Below are 20,383 nucleotides of genomic sequence, written 5' to 3'. Positions count from 1 at the left end.
TTATTTTCCACCTTTGGTCTTGTTTAAATCTTCTTTAATTTGTGTAGTAGAAATTTCTTCAGTACGAGGTAAATATACTACTTCTACGCCCTCATCTTTCAAAAAATCAAACTTACCTTCCCAATCATCACCAATAACAAAGATATCAGCATAATACTTCTTTACATCTTCTCGTTTTTGTTCCCATGAAATCTCAGGAATTACCAGATCTACATAACGAATAGATTCAAGCAAAATTTTACGTTGTTGATAATCAAAATATGAAATCTTATCTTTTTGAAGATTAAATTCATCAGTAGATAGAGCTACTATTAAATAATCTCCCAAATCTTTAGCACGCTTCAATAAATTGATATGACCGTAATGAAGTAAATCAAAAGTCCCGTAAGTAATCACTCTCTTCATTTTTCTTCCTTTCCATATATTCCTAAATCAATCAAATATGGTCTATGCCCAACACGTTCTTCTAAAGGTGGCAACTTCATGTACTCACCATAATGTGTAGTCAAGTATTGATGAAAATCACCAGGTAATAAAATTATGATTTCCTCGAATTTATGTTCAACTAGGGGATATAGTGTTGTTTTTAAAACATACTCTACATTTCTTACCGGAAAATCTAAACAAGCAAATGCCGATTGATTTGTTCCATTATATAATCTAGAAAATTGATCAATTTTTTTGAGTATTAAACTTTTAGGAATTAATTTTAAGCTATAATGAATACATCTCCTTAGAATAGCTTTTAAACCTTGAATCAAATTCTCAGGAGCCTTAGAAACAGTTGGTAACATCCTCATCACATATAACTTTTTATAAAACTGTACAGCTTTAAATTGTCTCTCATTTTCTATCTCATTGTCTGGAACCTCGTCAAATGGAAAAATATCTACATAAATACCACTTTGTGTTTTTAAATTTCTTTGGGCATACTCTAAGAACAAAGTTCCTTTTAACATTAGTTTACTGTAAGAATAGGGTGATCTTCTATCAGAGGAGGGTGATTGTAAATAAAACTCTTCTCCTAAATACTGTTCAGCTACTCTCAAAAAGTTATCATAATTCTCACGTGTCATACCAACATCAATATCGTCATCCCATGGTATAAATCCTCCATGACGTATTGCTCCAAGAGCACTTCCACCAATTAAAAAATACTCTATATTTTCTTTTTTACATATTCGAATAATTTCTTTTAATATTTTGAGTTCAAGCTTCTGAATCATATCTAATTCATCTGCGCTGTAATTAATCATTTAAATTTCCACTTTCTAAAGAAATAGCTATACCGTATTTCTTTATATTTTTATATTATAGACCACTCTTGTAGTGTTTGCAAAGTACAGACATAAAGAATATAAAATCAGTTAAATAAATTTGGCAAAAGTGCCTCATAAAAATAAAGGACATTTTCTCTTAGATACCACCAAAAACAAGTAGCACCTAAAACTCCGAAAATAATATAAAGCCCACTCTTTAATTTTATAAATGATTGTTGCATAAATGGTTGTAAAGCTGCAATAGCTACAAAATTTAAAACAACAGTAAAAATTAAATAGCGAGTAAATGCTGTACTAAACATAATTAGTGGTAAAAAAATTGTACTAAAAAAACTATGTTGATACACCAAGTTTATAAAATTGGTCACTTCCTGAGGGACATTTGAAACTGTTTTTGCAATCTTTTTGAGGTTAATACTAATTAGTAGGTTGAAAACATAGTAACTATCATACAATATAAAACCAAGACGAGTCGATTTCGCTGTATAATACATAACACGACTTTTAGTGGCCTCGCTCCCTAGCAGTTCAAATATTTTAGTCAAGTAGCTAGAATTATTACCTACCAATAGATTTGTCACAATTAAGACCGTAGATATAAATACCAATGCCCATAGCATCTTACTAGTATTTTTTTGTCTATAAAAAATAACAAATGGTAAGAAATAAATAATAGATCCATGAAACAGAAACGCTATGAACATCAATCCTATGAATATGAATCGATGATTTTGTGAAAGATAATAATGCGCTATAAGTGCTACACTAGCTGCTAAAAAGAATCTTAGAACTTCTAAAGTATAAAAGAAATAAAAAAGAGATAGCAATAAAATTAGAAGATTATAATTACAATGCAATTTTTTAGCAACAAAATAGAAACATGCTGAGGAGAATAGAAAAATACATGCTAAAAAAACTTGAAAAGAGATGGAGTGATGTGAAAACCAATCTGCAAAAAAATTATACGCATGGTCTGAAAAATACAGACTACTTTTCCCTACAGCATATCTTGCACGATAATGAGTTAAATCTGAAAATCCTTCTCGGATATTTCCTGCATAGATAAAAAACAAAACTAACCAAGATAAAAATGCTAGAAAATTTATACGTATCCTATTGACTACGACTAATAGATTTGTTAAAAAACTTATATAAAATAAAGCTGAAATCATCTACTTTTTTTGAATCCTTTCTTTACAAAATCTAATGCTTGAAAAACAAATACATCTCGCGTCAACAAGCTCAAGCCAAAGTAAACTACTATCCCAAGAATGATTTGCTTAATAGTTGTTCCATAATTTGCTGGATATCCTCTGAAGGGAACAATAATAATTATCCCCATTATCATAGAATAAATAAGATATTTAAACAATGACTTCAAAATAGGTAAAACAGGTATATCCTTTGACATTATATAGTATTGCACTATAACAGAAGAGGTAAGTGATACTATAGTTGCTAAACAAACACCTACTACTCCAAACATTGGAGCAAGTAACAAATCTAATAGAATATTTAAAATTGCAGCTAAAGTATTAGAAAAGAATAAGACTTTTGTTTTATTAACTGCAACAAAATACTGACTACCTGAGACTCCTAGTAAAGCATTGCCAACAGCAATAGGAGCAAGCCATTTAAGAGCATCTATAGATGGCATAAAACTTTCGCCTAAAAACCACGGAACAAAAGTATCTGCAATAGCATAAAGGCCAATCGACAATGGAACAGCTAAGAACAAAGAAAATTCAGCTGCAGTTATCAGATACTTTTTCATATTTTCTAACCGTCTATTACGAAATTCATTTGCTATTCGGGGCATCATAACAGAATTTAATACTACTATTAAAGAGAGTGGTATCTGTATAATCTTCTCTGCATTACTATAGTAAGAAACATTGCTGATTCCCGAACTTAAAGAGCCTAGAACAATTTTATCAGCAGATAACATAATTTGCATGATGATACTTGGTAAAAATAGTTTGAGACTCCCTAAAATAATCTCCGTAAAACGATTAATATTTATCTTTGGTCTACTAATAAACATCCTTAGTTGACTATAAGCTGATAAATTGGCTACTAAAACAGAGAGACCATATATGAGCACATATAGAGCTAGATCTGTTTCGCTTTTTACAAATAAGAAGGTCGCTATCGTAAATAATAACTTAGCAATAATGTTTTTTAATACAACATACTGCATTTCCTCTAAGCCACGATAGAACCACGTACAATCAAGAATAGACCCAAAAAGCCAAATGGAAAAAAGTTGAAAATAAACTTGATAATTTGAATTTATGTTAGAAAAAATGTATAAGCAGAATAGTGAAAAAAATCCTAAAATAATCTGAATAGCCAAAATACTCCAAAATGTCTCTGATAGTTCCTCTTTATCATCTCTAGTATAGGCACATTCGCGATTTCCATAGTGACCGATACCTAGTAAACCTAAAGTATAAATCAAAGTAACGATTGAATTGGCATAATCGTAAATTCCCAACTGGTGTGCGCCCAATACTCTAGCAACATATGGAGTAATCAATAGTGGTAATATTAAAACTACCACTTGATAAATTAAGTTATATAGATAATTTTTAGAAATTTTACTCAAAACTCTTCTCTCTCATTATTTTTTTAAAAACACTAATATATCTGATATTAAATTGCGGAATGTAGGATAATAAGCATAATACTTCAATTGGAAATGAACTATTTGCATAAGAGTACCATCTTTTAAAATCTCTCTACGTCTCTCAAGAACCATTGCCATATTTTCAAGTTGAGAAATTATTTTTATGTCTAAATGTTCTTTACGAGCCACATCAAGTAAGAAAACTGCAATTTGATAACTCGTATCCACTTCAACAACTCGCCGTTCACGATTAAGAGATTGCTTAGGAGCAGAAGCACTTGTTTCGTGGCGACGAAAATGTATTAAGCGTTTTAAGTATAGATATAGAGTTCCTCTTACCATAGCTAGATTCCATAAAATATTATCATGGCCAAATCTATCTATATCATACTTTTCTAACAGAACTATCAACTCACGCTTAACTGCAAAAGTACATCCTGGTCTCATAACAGAAATACTCTTGTTTTTTAACGAAAACGGGACTACAGCACCATTATCTAACTCAACATCCTTAATCTTGATTTTATCATTTCTACCAAAATCGAGAATCTCATAGTTACTAGCTAATAGTTCTATTGACGGCGATTTATGAAACTCTTTTACCATCAGTGAAATTTTATCTTTATTCCAAATATCATCTTGATCACAAAGAAAAACTACATCTCCTGTTGTCTTTTGAAGCGCTTTTCTAAAGTTTTTTCTCCAACCTATATTAGATGAGTTTTTTATCAATACCCAATTATCAAGATGATACTTCTGAATATACATATTAAGTAAATCAACTGTATTATCTGTTGAACAATCATCAACAATAATAACTTCATCAGCCATTAAACTCTGAGTACGAAGCGATTCTAGCTGCTCTAGCAAATAATCTGCTCCATTATAGGTTGTCATTGCAATAGATATCCTCATTTTTCCTCCATAAATTTCAAATGCTCTTCAACCATTGTTTCGATAGTGTAGTTTCTAATAGTAGATAAAGCATTTTGAGATAATTGAACTCGTAATGAGTCATCTTGTAATACTTGGCTTAACTTTTGAAAAATAGCTTTCCAGTCATCAACCCTATCAATAACATATCCATTATAACCATTCGAAACAAGTTCAATTGCAGCAACACATGCAGATGTAGAAATAACAGGAAGTCCCTGCGACATTGCCTCGTTTACAACAAGTCCCCAAACATCCGACTTTGTTGGTAAAACAAATATATCAGATAGCTTGTAGTATTGTTTCAGTTCAGATGTCTGTAAAAAATCAATAAAATGAAAACGGCTATCTTGTCCAATAAGATCAAGTAAGTATTGTTTGTATTCACTATCAGGACTTGGCCCTACAATCAAACATTGTATATTGTCTGCTAAATTCTGAACAGCCTTGATTAGAACATCCACACCTTTACCAGGGATGATTCTACCAACAAATAAAATTGTTTTTTTAGTTGGACTGAATCCCAGTTTCTTTCTTAAAAATTGTTTTTCTTCCTCATCGACAATTTGATATCGTATGTCTTTCTCTGATAAGGAAGTAAATGAATACCGATAAATATTTTCTTTATTCACATGATAATACGCTAAGAAATCATCACTGGACTGACTAGGACTAAAATAATAGCAGGGTTTCGTAAGAATAAATTTTTTAAACTGGTATTTTAAAAAGTTCTCGCTTTCTGGTATCTTACCGCCATCAATTTCTAATATAAACGGTATCTTAGAAAAAACACACTTTAAATAACCAAATAATTCTGTTCGATAAGAATAGTTAGTCAAAAAAATATAGTCATACTTTTCAGGAATTAAATACTGGAATATAGCTGAATTTAATTTCTTCTCATCAATATTACCTTCACTTAAAAAAATGGCGGTAAAATTTTTAAAAGTCTCACGGTAATCAAATCTAATATCTTGAGCTCCTGTTGCTTCGAAAATAACAGTTAAATCCACAAATTTCCCAAGTTGATTATAGAAATCCACACGATAAGGCGATGGAATATTAGTTACAAATAATACTTTTTTCATGATTTATCTACAATTCTTTCATAAGTTTTTGTTAACTTATTAACCATATCAGACAGGTTATAACCCTTAGCAATAATTTTATCAACTGCCCCAGTATCCCGTCCTTTGGTCTCCAAAATCGTTTCACACCAATATTTAACTGTTTCATCCAATGATAAAAAACGTATATTATCAGTTAAATTAATCTCACTGGGAAAATTATCAGAAACTACTAATGGTAAACCGTTGATTTGCATCTCTAGCACAGCTATACCAAAACCTTCAAAAAGAGATGGGAAAACACCTACATCAAATACATTAATCAATTTGTTTACATTAGAAGACTCACCTAAAAAACTAATCTTATCCAATATTCCTAATTGATTTGCTTGCTTTTTAATAACCTCTTCCAATTCTCCCTTACCTATGAGAACAAGATGAGCATCTTCTCTTTCATTGATAACTTCCGCAAAAACTTTAAGAAGAAAATCATGATTTTTCTGATAATCAAATCGTCCTACATGACCAATAACAAACTTATTTTCTAAATTTAATTCCTTACGCAAATCTTTAGATAATTGTGGACTATAGATGAACTTTTGAACATCAATAGCATTAGGAATAACTTCAAAAGAGTGATTACCATACAACCACTCTCCTGCTTTTTCCGAACAAGCCCATAGATGAGTAGCATATTTCGGAATTTGCTTCTTGAATTGGTCATTCAAAAACCTCTTCAATAAACTTTTGTTTGTATAGTTTGTATTATGGCAATGTGAAATACGAATAGGAATATTACACTCTTTTGCAATAGATAAAATTGTACTATTTCCTGCATCAGCATGCGCATGAACTACATCATATTTTCCATTCAGCATAATTTGCTTAATTTGACGATAATTTTTTAAAGGATTCCTTCCTCTGGCAGGAACTCTAAAGATTTTACCTCCAAGATTTAAAATATCTTCATCGCGTACACCTTTGGACAATGTATGGACTAAAAAATCAATTTGAATGTTTTCAGAATGCATTTTTTCATAAACATTCATCATAAAGGTAGATACACCGCCTCTATCCATAGTCCCGCCGTTAACGTATAAAATCTTTATCATATCAACTCCAGTTCCACTAGTATAAATTGAGTATATTTTCTACAAAATACTCTTTTGACAAATTAAAATTAGGATTCCTTTTACATTGACTCACTTCTTTTAGGGATCCTAGTATAGAAGTAACAGTTCTATCACTACACACTATACCGTACATATGTGTACTTTCTATACTCCCCCCAGTTGGGTAGCTCACAACTGGTGTCCCACAGGCAATAGCTTCTAAATTAGTTGTCGGATAATTATCCTGTGTTGTCGGGTTGATAAATACATCTGCCAACGTGTACCAAGCAGAAAGTTCTTCCACACTATCTGTTGTGGTCAGACCAATAATCTCTTTAGGAAGTTTATTCAATTGTTCTTTTGATAATCCTATCAAAACTAATTGTTGATAAGATTTTAGCTGTGTAGATAATTCTAATAGATCATCCAAGCCTTTACGCTGATCCCAGATAGAAGCCACACCAAGCAGTACCTGTTTGCCTTCTAAGCTAAATTTTTTTCTCAATTCCTGAGCCTCAAATAGCCTTGGTTTAAATATAGTAGTATCAATACCGTTATGAATAACTGTTACGGGATATTCTTTCAAAAATGAATTTCTTACCAAATTTGCCAACCACTCTGATGGTGTAATAAGTGTCAAGTTTGGAACACCTGTAAACAAATTTTTTTTACGTTTAAAATTTCTAGATGAAAAATCAATTAATGACTTTGGATAATCGTTTTTTTGACTCGAATGATGGCACTGTCCAATTTTTTCACATTCTAAAGTATCAAAGTAAGCACCATGTCCAGTAAAAGCCCAACAATCATGTAAAGTCCATAAAATTTTCTTTCCGCAAGTTTTCAAATAGGAAAATAATTCTCCTACATGAATATAGTATCCATGTAAATTATGCAGATGAATAATATCAGGATCATATTCTTTCATCCAAGTGATAAATTTTCTAGTTGCCGCTTTACTTCCAAAACCAGCATTATCAAAAATTCGAGCTTGTAAGACATGTCTATTTACATCCACTCTAGAGCCTATTTTAACTGCGTAATCTCGATACTGTGTCGGCACATGCTCACGTCCATATGCAATCTTAACTTCATGCCCCTGCTTTGTTAAAGCGGTTGCGATATCCGTACAAATTCTTCCTGTACTCCTAATACCACAAACAGTATTAATCATCAAAATTTTCATGAGGAAAATTCCTCTCTCAAATACTTTTCCAACTGTGTCATAAACTGCTCTTTAGAAAAGTGCTTTTCATAGTAAGAACGAGCTTGCTTTCCTAACTCCTTTTGTTCCTCTATAGATAACATACTGAACTCACAAATATTTTGTGCTAATTGTTCCACATCTTGTTCAGAACTAACATAGCCACAATTTGCTTCCTCTACGATGGTTTTAGTATCTCCTGAAATTGCACCTATAATTGGTTTTCCTGCTGCCATATAAGATTGTACCTTTCCAGGTATAGTACGAGAAACTATCGAGTCTCCTATTAAAGAAACTAACATAGCATCTGATTTTTTATAGAAGGTTGGCATTTCTTCCAAAGAACGTCTTCCATAAAAGGAAACATTCTTCAACTCCAATTCATGAGCTAAGGCTTTCATGCTTAGCAATTCCGTACCATCTCCAACAAAATGAAAATGAATTTTCTTGGGTAAATCGGTATTCTTTTCTATCAAACTGGCAGCTTTCAAAATAGTTTCCAAATTTTGTGCTTTACCAATATTACCAGCAAAAGTTAGGTCAACACTTTCTTTATTAACTATAGATTCATCAGGGATAAAAAGATCTTCTGCATATTGTGGTAAATAAGTAATCTTTTGTTCTGATATGTCGAATTGCTTCACAAAATGACTCTTAAATGATGGACTAGTGACAAATATATAATCACTAGCTCGATAAACTTTTTTTGAGATAAATTTAAACAACTTGAAAATCAAGCTATCTTGTTTCACTCCTCCCACAGTTAAACTATCTGGCCAAACATCCATACAATATAGAAACAAAGGTTTCTTATACTTATTTTTATAAGCCATACCAGCCCATGCCATCATAACTGGAGATGATTGATTTACAAAAACACAATCAAATTCTGAACCATCTTTTGCTTTATACTGTCCCAGTAGAACTCCTATCGATGAACTAATAGCAAAACTAAAATAATTTAATATCCTATGTAAAGTACTTTTTCCTCTTGGAATTGTATAGGAACGAAAAACAGTAACTCCTTCTATAGTCTCTCGTCTATTTTGCTTATTCCTATAATCCGCATATATTTTACCTTCAGGATAATTAGGAATTCCTGTTAAAACAGTAACTTCATGACCTCTCTCAACAAGATCCTCACAAATATCCGATAATCTAAAAGGTTCTGGTCTATAATGTTGACTAACAAATAAAATTTTCATTTCACTATCTTAACTCTCTCGTTTACTCCCCTCTACAATTCCTTTTCGTTTCAATACATAAGGTATTGTTCTTACTATGCATTTTATGTCCGTTATTAATGATCTATTCTTCACATAGTAACCATCCAATTTTGCTTTTATGTCTGTAGATAGATTGTCTCTACCATTGATTTGCGCCCATCCAGTTAATCCTGGTAAAACATCATTTGCACCGTATTTTTCTCTTGCCTCTATTACATCACGTTCACTTACCACCACTGGTCGAGGACCCACAATGCTCATATCACCAACAAGAATATTACATAATTGAGGTAATTCATCTAGAGATGTTTTCCTTAAGAAAGCTCCCACTCTAGTGATCCACTGCTCTGGATTTTGTAAATCTCGAGTTGCCACATATTTTGGTGATTCCACTTTCATAGTCCGAAATTTAAAAACATAAAAAGTTTTTTTGTGAATTCCAAAACGTTTTTGTTTAAATATTACCGGTCCTTCTGAATCCAATTTAATCGCAATTGCAATTAAGATAAAAACTGGACAAAATAACGTTATCGCTATTAAAGATATAGATATATCTCCTAATCGTTTTAATATACTGTACATAAACTATCTCTCACTATAAATACAAAGTTCATCTTATTTCCATTTATCAAATTAAATTTTTCAGCCTATAAAACCACAAAAACTCAATATGTATTTGATCACTCAATGATTTTCAAAAATATAATTCTTTTATCCTCTATTTCAAATAAAACTTTTCTCCATCTAAAGAAAATTTATTTGTTTCAGTAATATATGAATTATCAATAATGTATTAGAAGGTTCAATTCAATTGTTCTTCCAAACAGATCTAATATTTAATTTAAAGAAATATCGGTCTCTGAAATTGCAATCAGTATATAAGCTAGCAAACTAACAGGTACATTCTATAAGATTACCATAGTTATATTGTAGAACCCCCGTCCTTCTATATGGACTCCCTAACCTCATTTTATCTTTTACCATAATTACCATAACCACCGTAAGAGCCATATTTTTCACGTTGAATATCAAATTTATTGAGAACGACACCTAAAAATGGTTTTCCTGTTTGTTCTAACTGGCTTTTCGCTTTTTGTACTTCTCTTCGTTTTGCAACTCCTGCCTCTACAACTAAAATAGATGCATCGCATTTTTGTACAACAATAGCTGCATCGATTACAACTCCAATTGGTGCCGTATCAACAATAATATAGTCAAAATATTTACGTAAGGTTTCAATCATAATTTCAAAGTTATCACTTTGAAGAAGAGCTGTTGGATTAGGAGAAGCCACTCCTGACTCGATGACAAACAAATTGTCAACATTTGTCTCACAAAGCCCATTTGACAAATCCTGAGTTCCAGCTAAATAGTCTGTCAAACCTGTAATTCTTTCTCTTGACTTAAATACTCCAGACATAACTGAATTCCGGATATCTGCATCAATCAAAAGAGTCTTATAGCCTGCACGCGCAAAAGCCCAAGCAATATTAGTAGAAGTTGTAGATTTCCCTTCACTAGGATCAACTGAGGTGACTGCAATAACTTTCAAGTTATTGCCGCTCAATTGTACATTTGTTCGTAAAGCATTATAATACTCTTCTGCTTTTTTTACAGTGTTAAGTTTCTGTTGTGATAATTCTAACTTTGCCATCTCTTCTCCCTTACTTTACTTTATCCAGATTTGGAATGACTCCAAGGAGTGAAATCTCCATAACATCTTCTATATCTTCTGGACGTTTTACACGATCATCAAATAGTTCAATCAATAGCACTACTACAATCACTAGGCTTGCTCCAAGACCTGCTCCAATCACAGTATTACGACGAATATTTGGTGATGATGGACCAATTGCTGGACGTGCTTCCTCAAGGGTTGTTACATCTGAAACACGAGTAATACTGATAATTTTTTGAGCAGCTACTTCTCTCAAAGAGTTAGCAATACGGCTTGCCTCTTCAGGAACTCGATCATTAACTGAAATAGACACAATACGGGTATCAACTGGTACTGTCACTTTAATTTTATTAGCCAAGCCTTTTGGCGTCAAATCTAGTTTCAAATCAGACACAACTTTCTCCAAAACATCCTGCGATAGGATAATTTCACGATAGTCTTTAACCAAGTATGATCCTGCCTGTAGGTCTTGATTGGTCAAACCAGATTTCTCTTCCTGATTCCGGCTAACTACATAAATCCGAGTCGTACTAGTAAATTCAGGTTTGATAACAAAAGTACTATAAGCAAAAGCAACTGAAGAAGTTATAATTGCCACCAATAAAATGACTAACTTTCTTTTCCATAAAGCTCTGAATAGTTGCAATACATCGATTTCCAAAGTGTTTTTATCCTTCATATTTTCTCCTAAATTAATTGATCCATTATAATTTTTCTGGGATTTTCCACAAAAAGTTCTTTCGCCTTTTTCGCTCCATATTTCTTAGCAATGATCTCATAAGCTTGCTCCATATATGGTGGCCTGCTGTCTAAATTATGCATATCACTGGCAACTATATGAACCAAATCACGGTCCAAAAAATACCTAGCTCTTTTTTTCATGAATTTATATCTTTCTCCAAAAAGCTTTGGTTTTAAAACATGATAGCTATTTATCTGAGTATAACACCCCATGTTAATCAGCTCTCTAACACGTTTTTCATTATTCTCTAATGCATCGTAACGTTCAATATGAGCAATCACCGGGGTAATTCCCAACATTAAAAGATTACTTAATCCCTTGTGAATATCACGATAGGGTGTATTCATACTAAATTCAATCAAAGCATAGCGGCTATCATTAAGGGTAGGAATTTCTTTTTTTTCTAGCTTTTCTAGAATATCCAGAGTATAGTATATCTCTGCGCCATAAGCAATGACTAAATCATCTGCTACTTCTTTTGCAATTTCACGAACCTTCATAAAATTTGTTGCAATCTTTTCTTCGGGAGTCTCAAACATTCCTTTTCGACGATGCGAAGTAGACACAATCATTCGAACTCCTTGATTATAAGCTTCCTTTAACAGTGCTTTACTTTCTTCTATTGACTTTGGTCCATCATCTACATCAAAAACGATATGCGAATGGATGTCTATCATTTTACCTACCCTCCATCACATCCTGTATAGCTGCTTTAACTGCAGCTAAACTACTATCATCTATTTCCATCATATAGAGGTTACTGTCTGGCATTGCATAAGAAGGAAGATCCATCCGACCTGTCCCTTTTAAATCTTGAGAATTTACTTTATAGTTCCCTCCACTTTCCAATTGAGTATTCACTAGATCCATCATCGTCTCAATCGGCATATTTGTCTGAAGGGAATCCTGCAAGCCTTGAAGGATATTGCTGTAGTTTTTTAAGGCCTCGGTTGAAGTCAGCTTCTGAATAATTGCTACAATAACCTTTTGTTGGTTTCGACCACGGTCACGATCTCCATCCGCTAATGAATACCGTTCACGAACAAAGCCAAGAGCTTGCTCGGAATTAAGGTGAACATTCCCGACTGGAAAATGGAACTTCCCATTTTGCAATGAAAACTCTTGTTCATTATCAACATCTACTCCACCCAACAAGTCAATTAATTTCAAAAATGATGTAAAGTTCAAACGAACATAATAATTAATATCTACACCATAAAGATTCTCGAGGGTGTGAATGGATGAGTCAACCCCGTATATACCAGCATGAGTCAATTTATCCTTTTGATTGTTACCACCATCAGCAATAGGAACATATGAATCTCGAGGAGTTGTTGTCAGAAGGATTCTCTTCGTATCCCTATTGACCGTCATCAAGATATTAACATCTGAGCGAGAAACTGAGCTAATGGCACCGTAAGTATCAATACCACTAACATAGATATTGAAAAAGCGATCTTTAGATACCTTAGGAGTCTCAACCTCTTTAGTCATCTTTTTAGTGTAAATTTTCTTGATTTTAGAAGCATAATCCGGATACTCTGCCTCAATAATATTCTCAAACACGCTATTTAAGACAATAGCTTTAGCTTCTCCAGAAATCAAACTTTTATAAGTTGACAAGTAAGAAGTACTTTTATCAACCGTCAAATCCTTATTTTGACTCGTCTTAATATCAGCGATTAACTTTTGAATATTCTCATTATCCGTCCCAGTTGGCCCTATAACACTAGATAATTGAGCAACATTATTGATATCACTATCCTTTAAAACTACAACACTGAGAGAATACTCTGAATAATTTGAAGTTGCATTAATATGGCTTGTAAATCCTACAAATTGTTGCAGAGCAAATACAGAAACTGAACTCACTAACACAGCAAGTGTTAAAAAGAAAATCGTGAACTTTTCTGCTTTTTTATAGATTATTAGTAGTGTAGCACTGACAGCAACCACCAAAGCAAAAACTGCGACCACTATATTAACGTGCCTGAAAGCAAGTATATTGTACTTAAAGATTAAGAACAATAAAAAACCAACTAACAATAAATAAATAGTCAACAAGACTATATTAACACTTCGCTTCACTTTCTGTGAACGTGATTTTTTAAAACGTCTACTCATGATTAACACCTATACATTTAATGCTACTATTATATCACTTTTTTACGATAAACTCTACATTTACGAGTTTATAGACATCCTTCGATATAGATTATTTGGACATCATAAGCACTGATACTATTCTAAAATCTCTTCAAAGCATATCAGTACCACCGTATCATAGTTATATGTTGCTGGGGACAATCTCAAAACAAGTCTTTGAGATTCTGTGTATATCTTCCTAGTTGCTCTTTGATTTTCATTGAGCATTAGACCATCAAAATCAATACAGCATTTCATTTACAATTCAACACAACTAGACAACTACTAGCCCGTACAGCAAAAAACAGCTCTATTAAGATGGCTTTATAAAAACCATCCAATAGAACCACTCATCATTATTTAACATGCTTTTCTGCTTCTTTTTGAGCTTTTTCGATTGCTTTTTTGCTTTCTTGCTCCCATTTAGTTTTGGCTTCTTCATACTGTTTAGTTGTAACAGTATCTTTTTGCAGTTTCATGTACTTGTAGTTATTTCCATCACCCTTGATACCAACCAATGAATAACCTCTTGTAAATGGTGTCACTTTAGTTACAGAAGCTGTACCACCATTTGACATAGCTGACATAAGGAGAGAGTTATCGATCATCCAAGCTTGAGCTTCAGCATACTTTTCATAACGCTTAGCTACATCTTTATTTTCACTATCTGCATCTTTAAGCATCTTAGTGTAGGTGTCAAGACCTAGGCTAGCAATTTTTGCTTTATCTTCCTTGGCATCTAGACCAAAAATCTTGAGGTAGAATCCATCCTCTGCATTGAAAGGATTGAGATAAGTTGATGGATCCTGATAGTCACCTACCCAGCCATCAAAGTTCAAATCGTAGTCTCGATCAGCTGGTGTTGGTGCCAAGAAGGCTACATTATTAAAATCATCTGTTGACAGTTGCTGAACATCAATGACAATATTATCAGCACCCAAAACTGATTCAAGGGTCTGCTTAGCTGAGTTCATACCTGTCACAGCATTTTTATTCGTCTGATCAACTGCCACATCCAAGTGAATAGGGAAAGTCACACCCTGACTTGCCAATTCTTTTTTAGCTTCCGCAAATTTTGCTTGGGCTTTTTCTTTGTTGAAATAGGCATCCTGGGCATCTGCCAAGTTAATATCTGACCATTCTGTGCCATAGTTGACCAATTTAGAAGCGACTACTTCTCCAAAGGTCTTATCTCCAACTTGGACAAATGTTGGAGGCACCAAGGTGTTACGAAGAGTCTTGCTAGCAGCTTCTTCCCCATTTGACTGGGCAGAATAGGCTGTGCGGTCCAAGGCGAAGTTCACTGCTTGACGGAAGTTTTTGTTCAAGACAGCTGTCTCAGTTGACTTCTTCTGCTCATCTGTCGTTTTAGCAGTGTGATTGTAAGCCTTACGGTTGACGTTAAAATTAAAATACCAAGAAGTCTTGTCCTGCAAACTGTAAATGATATTATTCTTATATTTTTCCTTTGTCTTAGCAAAGTTTGAACTATTTGGATAAACACCTGCGATTGAATAAGCTCCGCTTTCAAAGTTACGGATAGTCAATTCTTGGTCTGAGCCGTCAAAATAAGCCAATTTCACGCGCTCAATCGATACTTTGTCATGATCATAGTAATGCGGATTTTTCACATACTCGATCGATGATTTTGATGTAAAATCTTTTAACAAGTAAGGTCCGCTGTAAAGAATGCTATCTGGAGATAGGGTCCCAAAATCTTTCCCTTTTGAATTTAAAAACTCTTCGTTGACTGGGAAAAGAATACTGTTGGTTGTTTTTGAATTCCAGTAAGGCTCTGGGCGTACCAAAGTATACTCAACCGTCTGGTCGTCAATGGCCTTCACCCCAACCTTAGAAAAGTCAGAATCCACTCCTGTAATATAATCATTCAGTCCCTTAATCGAGTTTTGAATCAAGTCAATGGCCTGTGATTTATTATCCACTGCGTACTTGATACCTGTCACAAAATCCTGTGCCTTGACTGGAGCGTACTCTTCACCGTCAGCTGTGAACCATTTGGCATCTTTTCTCAATTTGTAAGTATAAGTCAGACCGTCGCTCGAAACAGACCAGTCTTCTGCCAAAGATGGAACTAGATTTCCGTAATTGTCATTTTCAAGCAAACCATCCACTAGGTTGGTGATAATCGATGTATTGTCAGCGTAGTAGTCTAATAAGTAATTAAATGTAGTTGGATTTCCACTAAAGGTTGATGAGTAAGTTTTTGTATCTGAACCTGATTGTCCACAGGCAGCCAAAAGCAAGGCAGCCGCAAAAGTTAGGCCTGCACTAAGAACACGCTTTTTTGTATTCATCGTCTTTCTCCTTTATGTTAGTTTTTATAACATAAACTTATTTTACCAAAATAGCCCGGATTTGTAAAGTTAATTGAATTTTTAGAATGAAAGTTTATAAATGTAGGCATAAAAAAACAAAGAATTTCTGTCTTTCATACAGTCCTCCCTTGTTTTTATACGATTTCGATTTTAGATTTTTCTGTTCAGAAATATTTAGCCCAACTCCACACAGAAAGCATCCCATGGAGCTAAGATTTGTTTTTCAAAGACTTCTTGAGCCACAGTATTTTCAATCAAGACTGATTTAACTTTTCCTTCTACTGTTAAGTCTTGCTCTTCATTGGACAAGTTGGCCACAACTAGGAAACGACGATCACCATCTTTACGGATATAAGCAAAGACCTTGTCAGCTGTTTCCAATAGTTCAAAGTCAGCTCGAATCAGCCAGCTATTCTTTTTGCGGATTTGAACGAGTTTTTGATAAGTATAGAAAATAGAATCTGGATTTCCTAGCGCTTCTTGAACATTGATTGCTTGATAGTTTGAATTGACTGCTAACCAAGGTTGACCTGTTGAGAAACCAGCATTTTGGCTCTCATCCCATTGCATAGGGGTACGGGCATTGTCACGACCAATGACACGGATACTGTCCATGATTTCTTCCATCGGAACGCCTTTCGCAAGCGCTTCACGTGCATAATTGAGGGACTCAATATCTTCTACTTGGTCCAGTGTTTCAAATGGATAGTTGGTCATCCCAATTTCCTCACCCTGATAGATATAAGGTGTCCCTCTCATGAGATGCAACAAAATTGCAAAGGCTTTGGCAGATTTTTCACGATATTCTTGGTCATTTCCCCAAATAGAGACGATACGTGGGAGGTCATGATTGTTCCAGAAAAGCGAATTCCAGCCATCCTCAACTCCTAACTCTGTCTGCCATTTATTGAAAATTTCTTTCAACTTAGCGATATTCAGCTCTTTTTGATAGTGCCACTTAGGCTGACCTTCCTGATACTGAAGACAAATATGTTCAAATTGGAAGACCATAGACAATTCTTGCCCCTTTGGATCAGAGTAAAGTTTAGCAATCTCTGGCGTTGCTCCCCATGTCTCTCCCACTGTTAAAAGATTCTTTTCTCCAAAGGTCGCCTGATTCATTTCCTTAAGATAGGGATGGAGCATAGGACCATTATTGACCACTTTCTCATCAGGAATTTTCCCAATCATGTCAATGACATCCATACGGAAACCACCAATGCCTTTATCAATCCAGAAGTTCATCATCTCATAAATTTTCTGGCGAAGTTTTTCATTTTCCCAGTTGAGATCCGGTTGCTTCTTGCTGAAAAAGTGGAGATAGTACTGACCTGACTTTTCATCGTATTCCCAAGCAGATCCGCTAAAAATAGAATCTAAGTCGTTGGGCTCATCCCGCCAGATATAGTAGTCTCGCTCAAGGCTGTCAGGATTTTCACAGGCCTCTACAAACCAAGCATGTTCATCTGAGGTATGATTGACCACCAAGTCCATGATGATACGAATATCACGCTTCTTAGCTTCCGCAATCAGTTGATCCATATCCTTCATGGTTCCAAAAATAGCTGCGATGGCTTGATAATCAGCAATATCATAACCATTATCATCCATAGGGCTGTCATAAACGGGAGAAAGCCAAATCGCTGTAATTCCTAACTTAGCTAGATAGTCTAACTTACTGGTAATACCTGGCAAATCACCAATTCCATCTCCGTTGCTATCCATAAAACTCTTGGGATAGACTTGATAGACTACGGCATTATGCCACCATTTTTCTTGCATCTTCTTACCTCATTATTTTAATAATCTACAGTCTATGATAGCGCTTTTCAGAATTTTGTGCAAGCGTTTGCCTAATCTTTTTGATTCCTTTTTTAACTCCATAGTTTCCTAACTTCCAATTTTTTATTATAATAGAGGTCAGAGGTAAAAAAATGAAAAAACAAGCTTTTAGTTCTGAACAATATTTGAATCTACAACGCGACCACATCTTGGAGCGCATTAATCAATTTGACGGCAAGCTCTACTTGGAGTTTGGTGGTAAAATGTTAGAAGATTTCCACGCTGCTCGTGTCCTTCCTGGTTATGAACCTGACAACAAAATCAAGCTCTTGCAAGAATTGAAAGAGCAGGTTGAGGTTGTGATTGCTATTAATGCAAGTAACATCGAGCATTCCAAAGCACGTGGTGACTTGGGCATTTCTTATGACCAAGAAGTTCTTCGTTTGATTGACAAATTTAATGAATTAGGGATTTTTGTCGGCTCTGTTGTCATCACACAGTACGCTGGCCAACCAGCTGCAGATACCTTCCGCAACCAACTTGAGAAAAACGGGATTGATTCTTATCTTCATTATCCAATCAAAGGATATCCAACAGATATGGATCATATCATTTCTCCAGAAGGTATGGGGAAAAACGACTACATCAAAACCAGTCGCAACTTGATTGTCGTAACAGCTCCTGGACCTGGTTCTGGAAAATTAGCAACTTGTATGTCAAATATGTACCACGACCAAATCAATGGTATCAAGTCTGGCTACGCTAAATTTGAAACCTTCCCCGTTTGGAATCTTCCCCTTCATCACCCAGTCAATTTGGCCTACGAGGCTGCCACAGCTGACCTTGACGATGTCAACATGATTGACCCCTTCCATCTCCAAACCTATGGAGAAACCACTGTCAACTACAATCGTGATATCGAGATCTTCCCAGTGCTCAAGCGCATGTTAGAGCGCATTCTAGGTGAATCTCCATACGCTTCACCGACAGATATGGGGGTCAACATGGTTGGTTTCGCTATTACAGATGACGAGGCTGCTGTCGAAGCTTCTAAACAAGAAATCATCCGTCGCTACTATCAAACTGTTCTTGACTTTAAAGCTGAAAAAGTTGGTGAAGCTGCTGTTAAGAAAATTGAGTTGCTCATGAACGACCTCGGCATCACACCTGCAGACCGTAAGGTTGCTGTCGTTGCGCGTCAAAAAGCAGAAGAAACTGGCGGACCAGCCCTAGCCCTTGAATTGCCAAGCGGAGAAATTGTCACTGGTAAGAACTCAGAACTCTTTGGCCCTACAGCCGCTGCCTTGATCAACGCTATCAAGAAATCAGCTGACATCCCTAAAGAAGTAAAACTCATCGAACCTGAAGTTGTCAAACCGATCCAAGGTCTTAAAATCGATCATCTAGGTAGCCGCAATCCACGCCTTCATTCAAATGAAATTCTGATTGCTCTTGCCATCACAGCTACAGAAAATCCTGACGCTGCTCGTGCTATGGAAGAACTTGGTAACCTCAAAGGAAGCGAAGCCCACTCAACCATCATCTTGACTGATGAAGACAAGAATGTCCTTCGTAAATTGGGTATCAATGTAACCTTTGACCCTTATTACCAATACGACCGCTTGTATCGTAAGTAAAGAGTTCAACCTCTCCACTCTCGGAGAGGTTTTCTTTCTGTCTCAATAGCATCCTTTATGTTATAATGAAAAGAGAAAACTGAAAGGATTTACCATGTCAAAAGAAGTTATTGTTGAAAGTTTTGAACTTGACCACACTATTGTCAAAGCACCTTATGTCCGCTTGATTGGGGAAGAAACGGGACCAAAAGGAGACATCATCTCCAATTATGATATTCGCTTGGTGCAACCAAACGAAGACTCGATCCCTACTGCTGGACTTCACACCATTGAGCACCTCTTGGCAAAACTCATCCGTACTCGCATTGACGGTATGATTGACTGTTCACCATTTGGCTGCCGTACAGGTTTCCACATGATTATGTGGGGACGCCATACCAGCGCTGAGATTGCGACAGTTATCAAGGATTCGCTCAAGGAAATCGCTGAAACTACTACTTGGGAAGATGTCCCTGGAACAACCATCGAATCTTGTGGAAACTACAAGGATCACAGCCTCTTCTCTGCTAAAGAATGGGCGAAACTCATCTTGGAACAAGGAATCTCAGATGATGCCTTTGAGCGCCATGTGATTTAGACACAAAAGGAACCAGTTTTTTCAGCTGGCTCCTT

18 protein-coding genes are annotated in these 20,383 nt (G+C 35.0%); 2 read left to right on the top strand and 16 right to left on the bottom strand.

Translation table 11 applies throughout. The features are described from left to right. From tagD to HT718_RS01530, 16 genes are all read right to left on the bottom strand, one after another. The gene (gene tagD, locus HT718_RS01605; RefSeq protein ID WP_000832255.1) at positions 1 to 405 is read right to left on the bottom strand and encodes a glycerol-3-phosphate cytidylyltransferase; all 405 of its coding nucleotides are present in this window, start codon (positions 403 to 405) and stop codon (positions 1 to 3) included. Continuing rightward, complete coding sequence (locus HT718_RS01600; protein ID WP_173266817.1) at positions 402 to 1,256, bottom strand: LicD family protein; 855 nt, start codon at positions 1,254 to 1,256, stop codon at positions 402 to 404. The genes tagD and HT718_RS01600 overlap by 4 nt, the downstream gene beginning before the upstream one ends. A 107-nt stretch (positions 1,257 to 1,363) precedes the next feature. Further along, positions 1,364 to 2,452, bottom strand: coding sequence for an EpsG family protein (locus HT718_RS01595; RefSeq protein WP_173266813.1), 1,089 nt, complete (start codon positions 2,450 to 2,452; stop codon positions 1,364 to 1,366). Beyond that, entirely contained in the window at positions 2,449 to 3,888 is a 1,440-nt protein-coding gene (locus tag HT718_RS01590) for a flippase (RefSeq protein ID WP_173266810.1), read from the bottom strand. Before HT718_RS01590 ends, HT718_RS01595 begins: the two co-directional genes overlap by 4 nt. A gap of 15 nt (positions 3,889 to 3,903) precedes the next feature. Then, positions 3,904 to 4,824 carry a glycosyltransferase family 2 protein gene (locus HT718_RS01585; protein ID WP_001222839.1) on the bottom strand — a complete coding sequence of 307 codons (921 nt, stop codon included), beginning with the start codon at positions 4,822 to 4,824 and terminating at the stop codon, positions 3,904 to 3,906. After that, positions 4,821 to 5,930 carry a glycosyltransferase family 4 protein gene (locus tag HT718_RS01580; RefSeq protein ID WP_000756507.1) on the bottom strand — a complete coding sequence of 370 codons (1,110 nt, stop codon included), beginning with the start codon at positions 5,928 to 5,930 and terminating at the stop codon, positions 4,821 to 4,823. Before HT718_RS01580 ends, HT718_RS01585 begins: the two co-directional genes overlap by 4 nt. After that, complete coding sequence (locus HT718_RS01575; protein WP_000590693.1) at positions 5,927 to 7,021, bottom strand: glycosyltransferase family 1 protein; 1,095 nt, start codon at positions 7,019 to 7,021, stop codon at positions 5,927 to 5,929. The genes HT718_RS01580 and HT718_RS01575 overlap by 4 nt, the downstream gene beginning before the upstream one ends. Positions 7,022 to 7,037: 16 nt before the next feature. Then, a complete protein-coding gene (locus tag HT718_RS01570) occupies positions 7,038 to 8,207 on the bottom strand; it encodes a glycosyltransferase (protein WP_000698475.1) in 1,170 nt (389 codons plus the stop codon). Beyond that, positions 8,204 to 9,430 (bottom strand): glycosyltransferase family 4 protein, encoded by a 1,227-nt coding sequence (locus HT718_RS01565; RefSeq protein WP_000697346.1) that lies wholly within the window; start codon positions 9,428 to 9,430, stop codon positions 8,204 to 8,206. Before HT718_RS01565 ends, HT718_RS01570 begins: the two co-directional genes overlap by 4 nt. Positions 9,431 to 9,439: 9 nt before the next feature. Next, positions 9,440 to 10,033 carry a sugar transferase gene (locus HT718_RS01560; protein WP_061758838.1) on the bottom strand — a complete coding sequence of 198 codons (594 nt, stop codon included), beginning with the start codon at positions 10,031 to 10,033 and terminating at the stop codon, positions 9,440 to 9,442. 388 nt (positions 10,034 to 10,421) lie between these two features. Then, positions 10,422 to 11,105 carry a tyrosine-protein kinase gene (locus tag HT718_RS01555; RefSeq protein WP_061758839.1) on the bottom strand — a complete coding sequence of 228 codons (684 nt, stop codon included), beginning with the start codon at positions 11,103 to 11,105 and terminating at the stop codon, positions 10,422 to 10,424. A gap of 10 nt (positions 11,106 to 11,115) precedes the next feature. Beyond that, positions 11,116 to 11,808, bottom strand: a complete 693-nt coding sequence (locus tag HT718_RS01550; protein WP_000653383.1) for a capsular polysaccharide biosynthesis protein — start codon at positions 11,806 to 11,808, stop codon at positions 11,116 to 11,118. Between the two features lie 8 nt (positions 11,809 to 11,816). Beyond that, complete coding sequence (gene cps4B / locus HT718_RS01545) at positions 11,817 to 12,548, bottom strand: capsular polysaccharide biosynthesis protein Cps4B (protein ID WP_173266806.1); 732 nt, start codon at positions 12,546 to 12,548, stop codon at positions 11,817 to 11,819. A gap of 1 nt (position 12,549) precedes the next feature. Further along, positions 12,550 to 13,995, bottom strand: a complete 1,446-nt coding sequence (locus tag HT718_RS01540) for an LCP family protein (RefSeq protein WP_140834306.1) — start codon at positions 13,993 to 13,995, stop codon at positions 12,550 to 12,552. Between the two features lie 377 nt (positions 13,996 to 14,372). Beyond that, the gene (locus tag HT718_RS01535; RefSeq protein WP_173266804.1) at positions 14,373 to 16,331 is read right to left on the bottom strand and encodes a peptide ABC transporter substrate-binding protein; all 1,959 of its coding nucleotides are present in this window, start codon (positions 16,329 to 16,331) and stop codon (positions 14,373 to 14,375) included. Between the two features lie 195 nt (positions 16,332 to 16,526). After that, complete coding sequence (locus HT718_RS01530) at positions 16,527 to 18,134, bottom strand: alpha-glucosidase (protein WP_173266802.1); 1,608 nt, start codon at positions 18,132 to 18,134, stop codon at positions 16,527 to 16,529. A 152-nt stretch (positions 18,135 to 18,286) separates the two neighbouring features. On the opposite strand from HT718_RS01530, the gene HT718_RS01525 reads away from it, so the two are divergent. Together HT718_RS01525 and HT718_RS01520 are read left to right on the top strand one after the other, a co-directional pair. Further along, entirely contained in the window at positions 18,287 to 19,771 is a 1,485-nt protein-coding gene (locus HT718_RS01525) for a DUF1846 domain-containing protein (RefSeq protein ID WP_173266799.1), read from the top strand. 94 nt (positions 19,772 to 19,865) lie between these two features. Beyond that, a complete protein-coding gene (locus HT718_RS01520; protein ID WP_000032549.1) occupies positions 19,866 to 20,348 on the top strand; it encodes an S-ribosylhomocysteine lyase in 483 nt (160 codons plus the stop codon). Positions 20,349 to 20,383: the final 35 nt, after the last annotated feature.

Origin of the sequence: Streptococcus sp. 714 (genome assembly GCF_013277115.1) — a bacterium.
Classification (GTDB): domain Bacteria; phylum Bacillota; class Bacilli; order Lactobacillales; family Streptococcaceae; genus Streptococcus.
The sequence above is the reverse complement of the archived record's forward strand: the minus strand, read 5'-3'. Positions and strand labels throughout refer to the sequence as shown.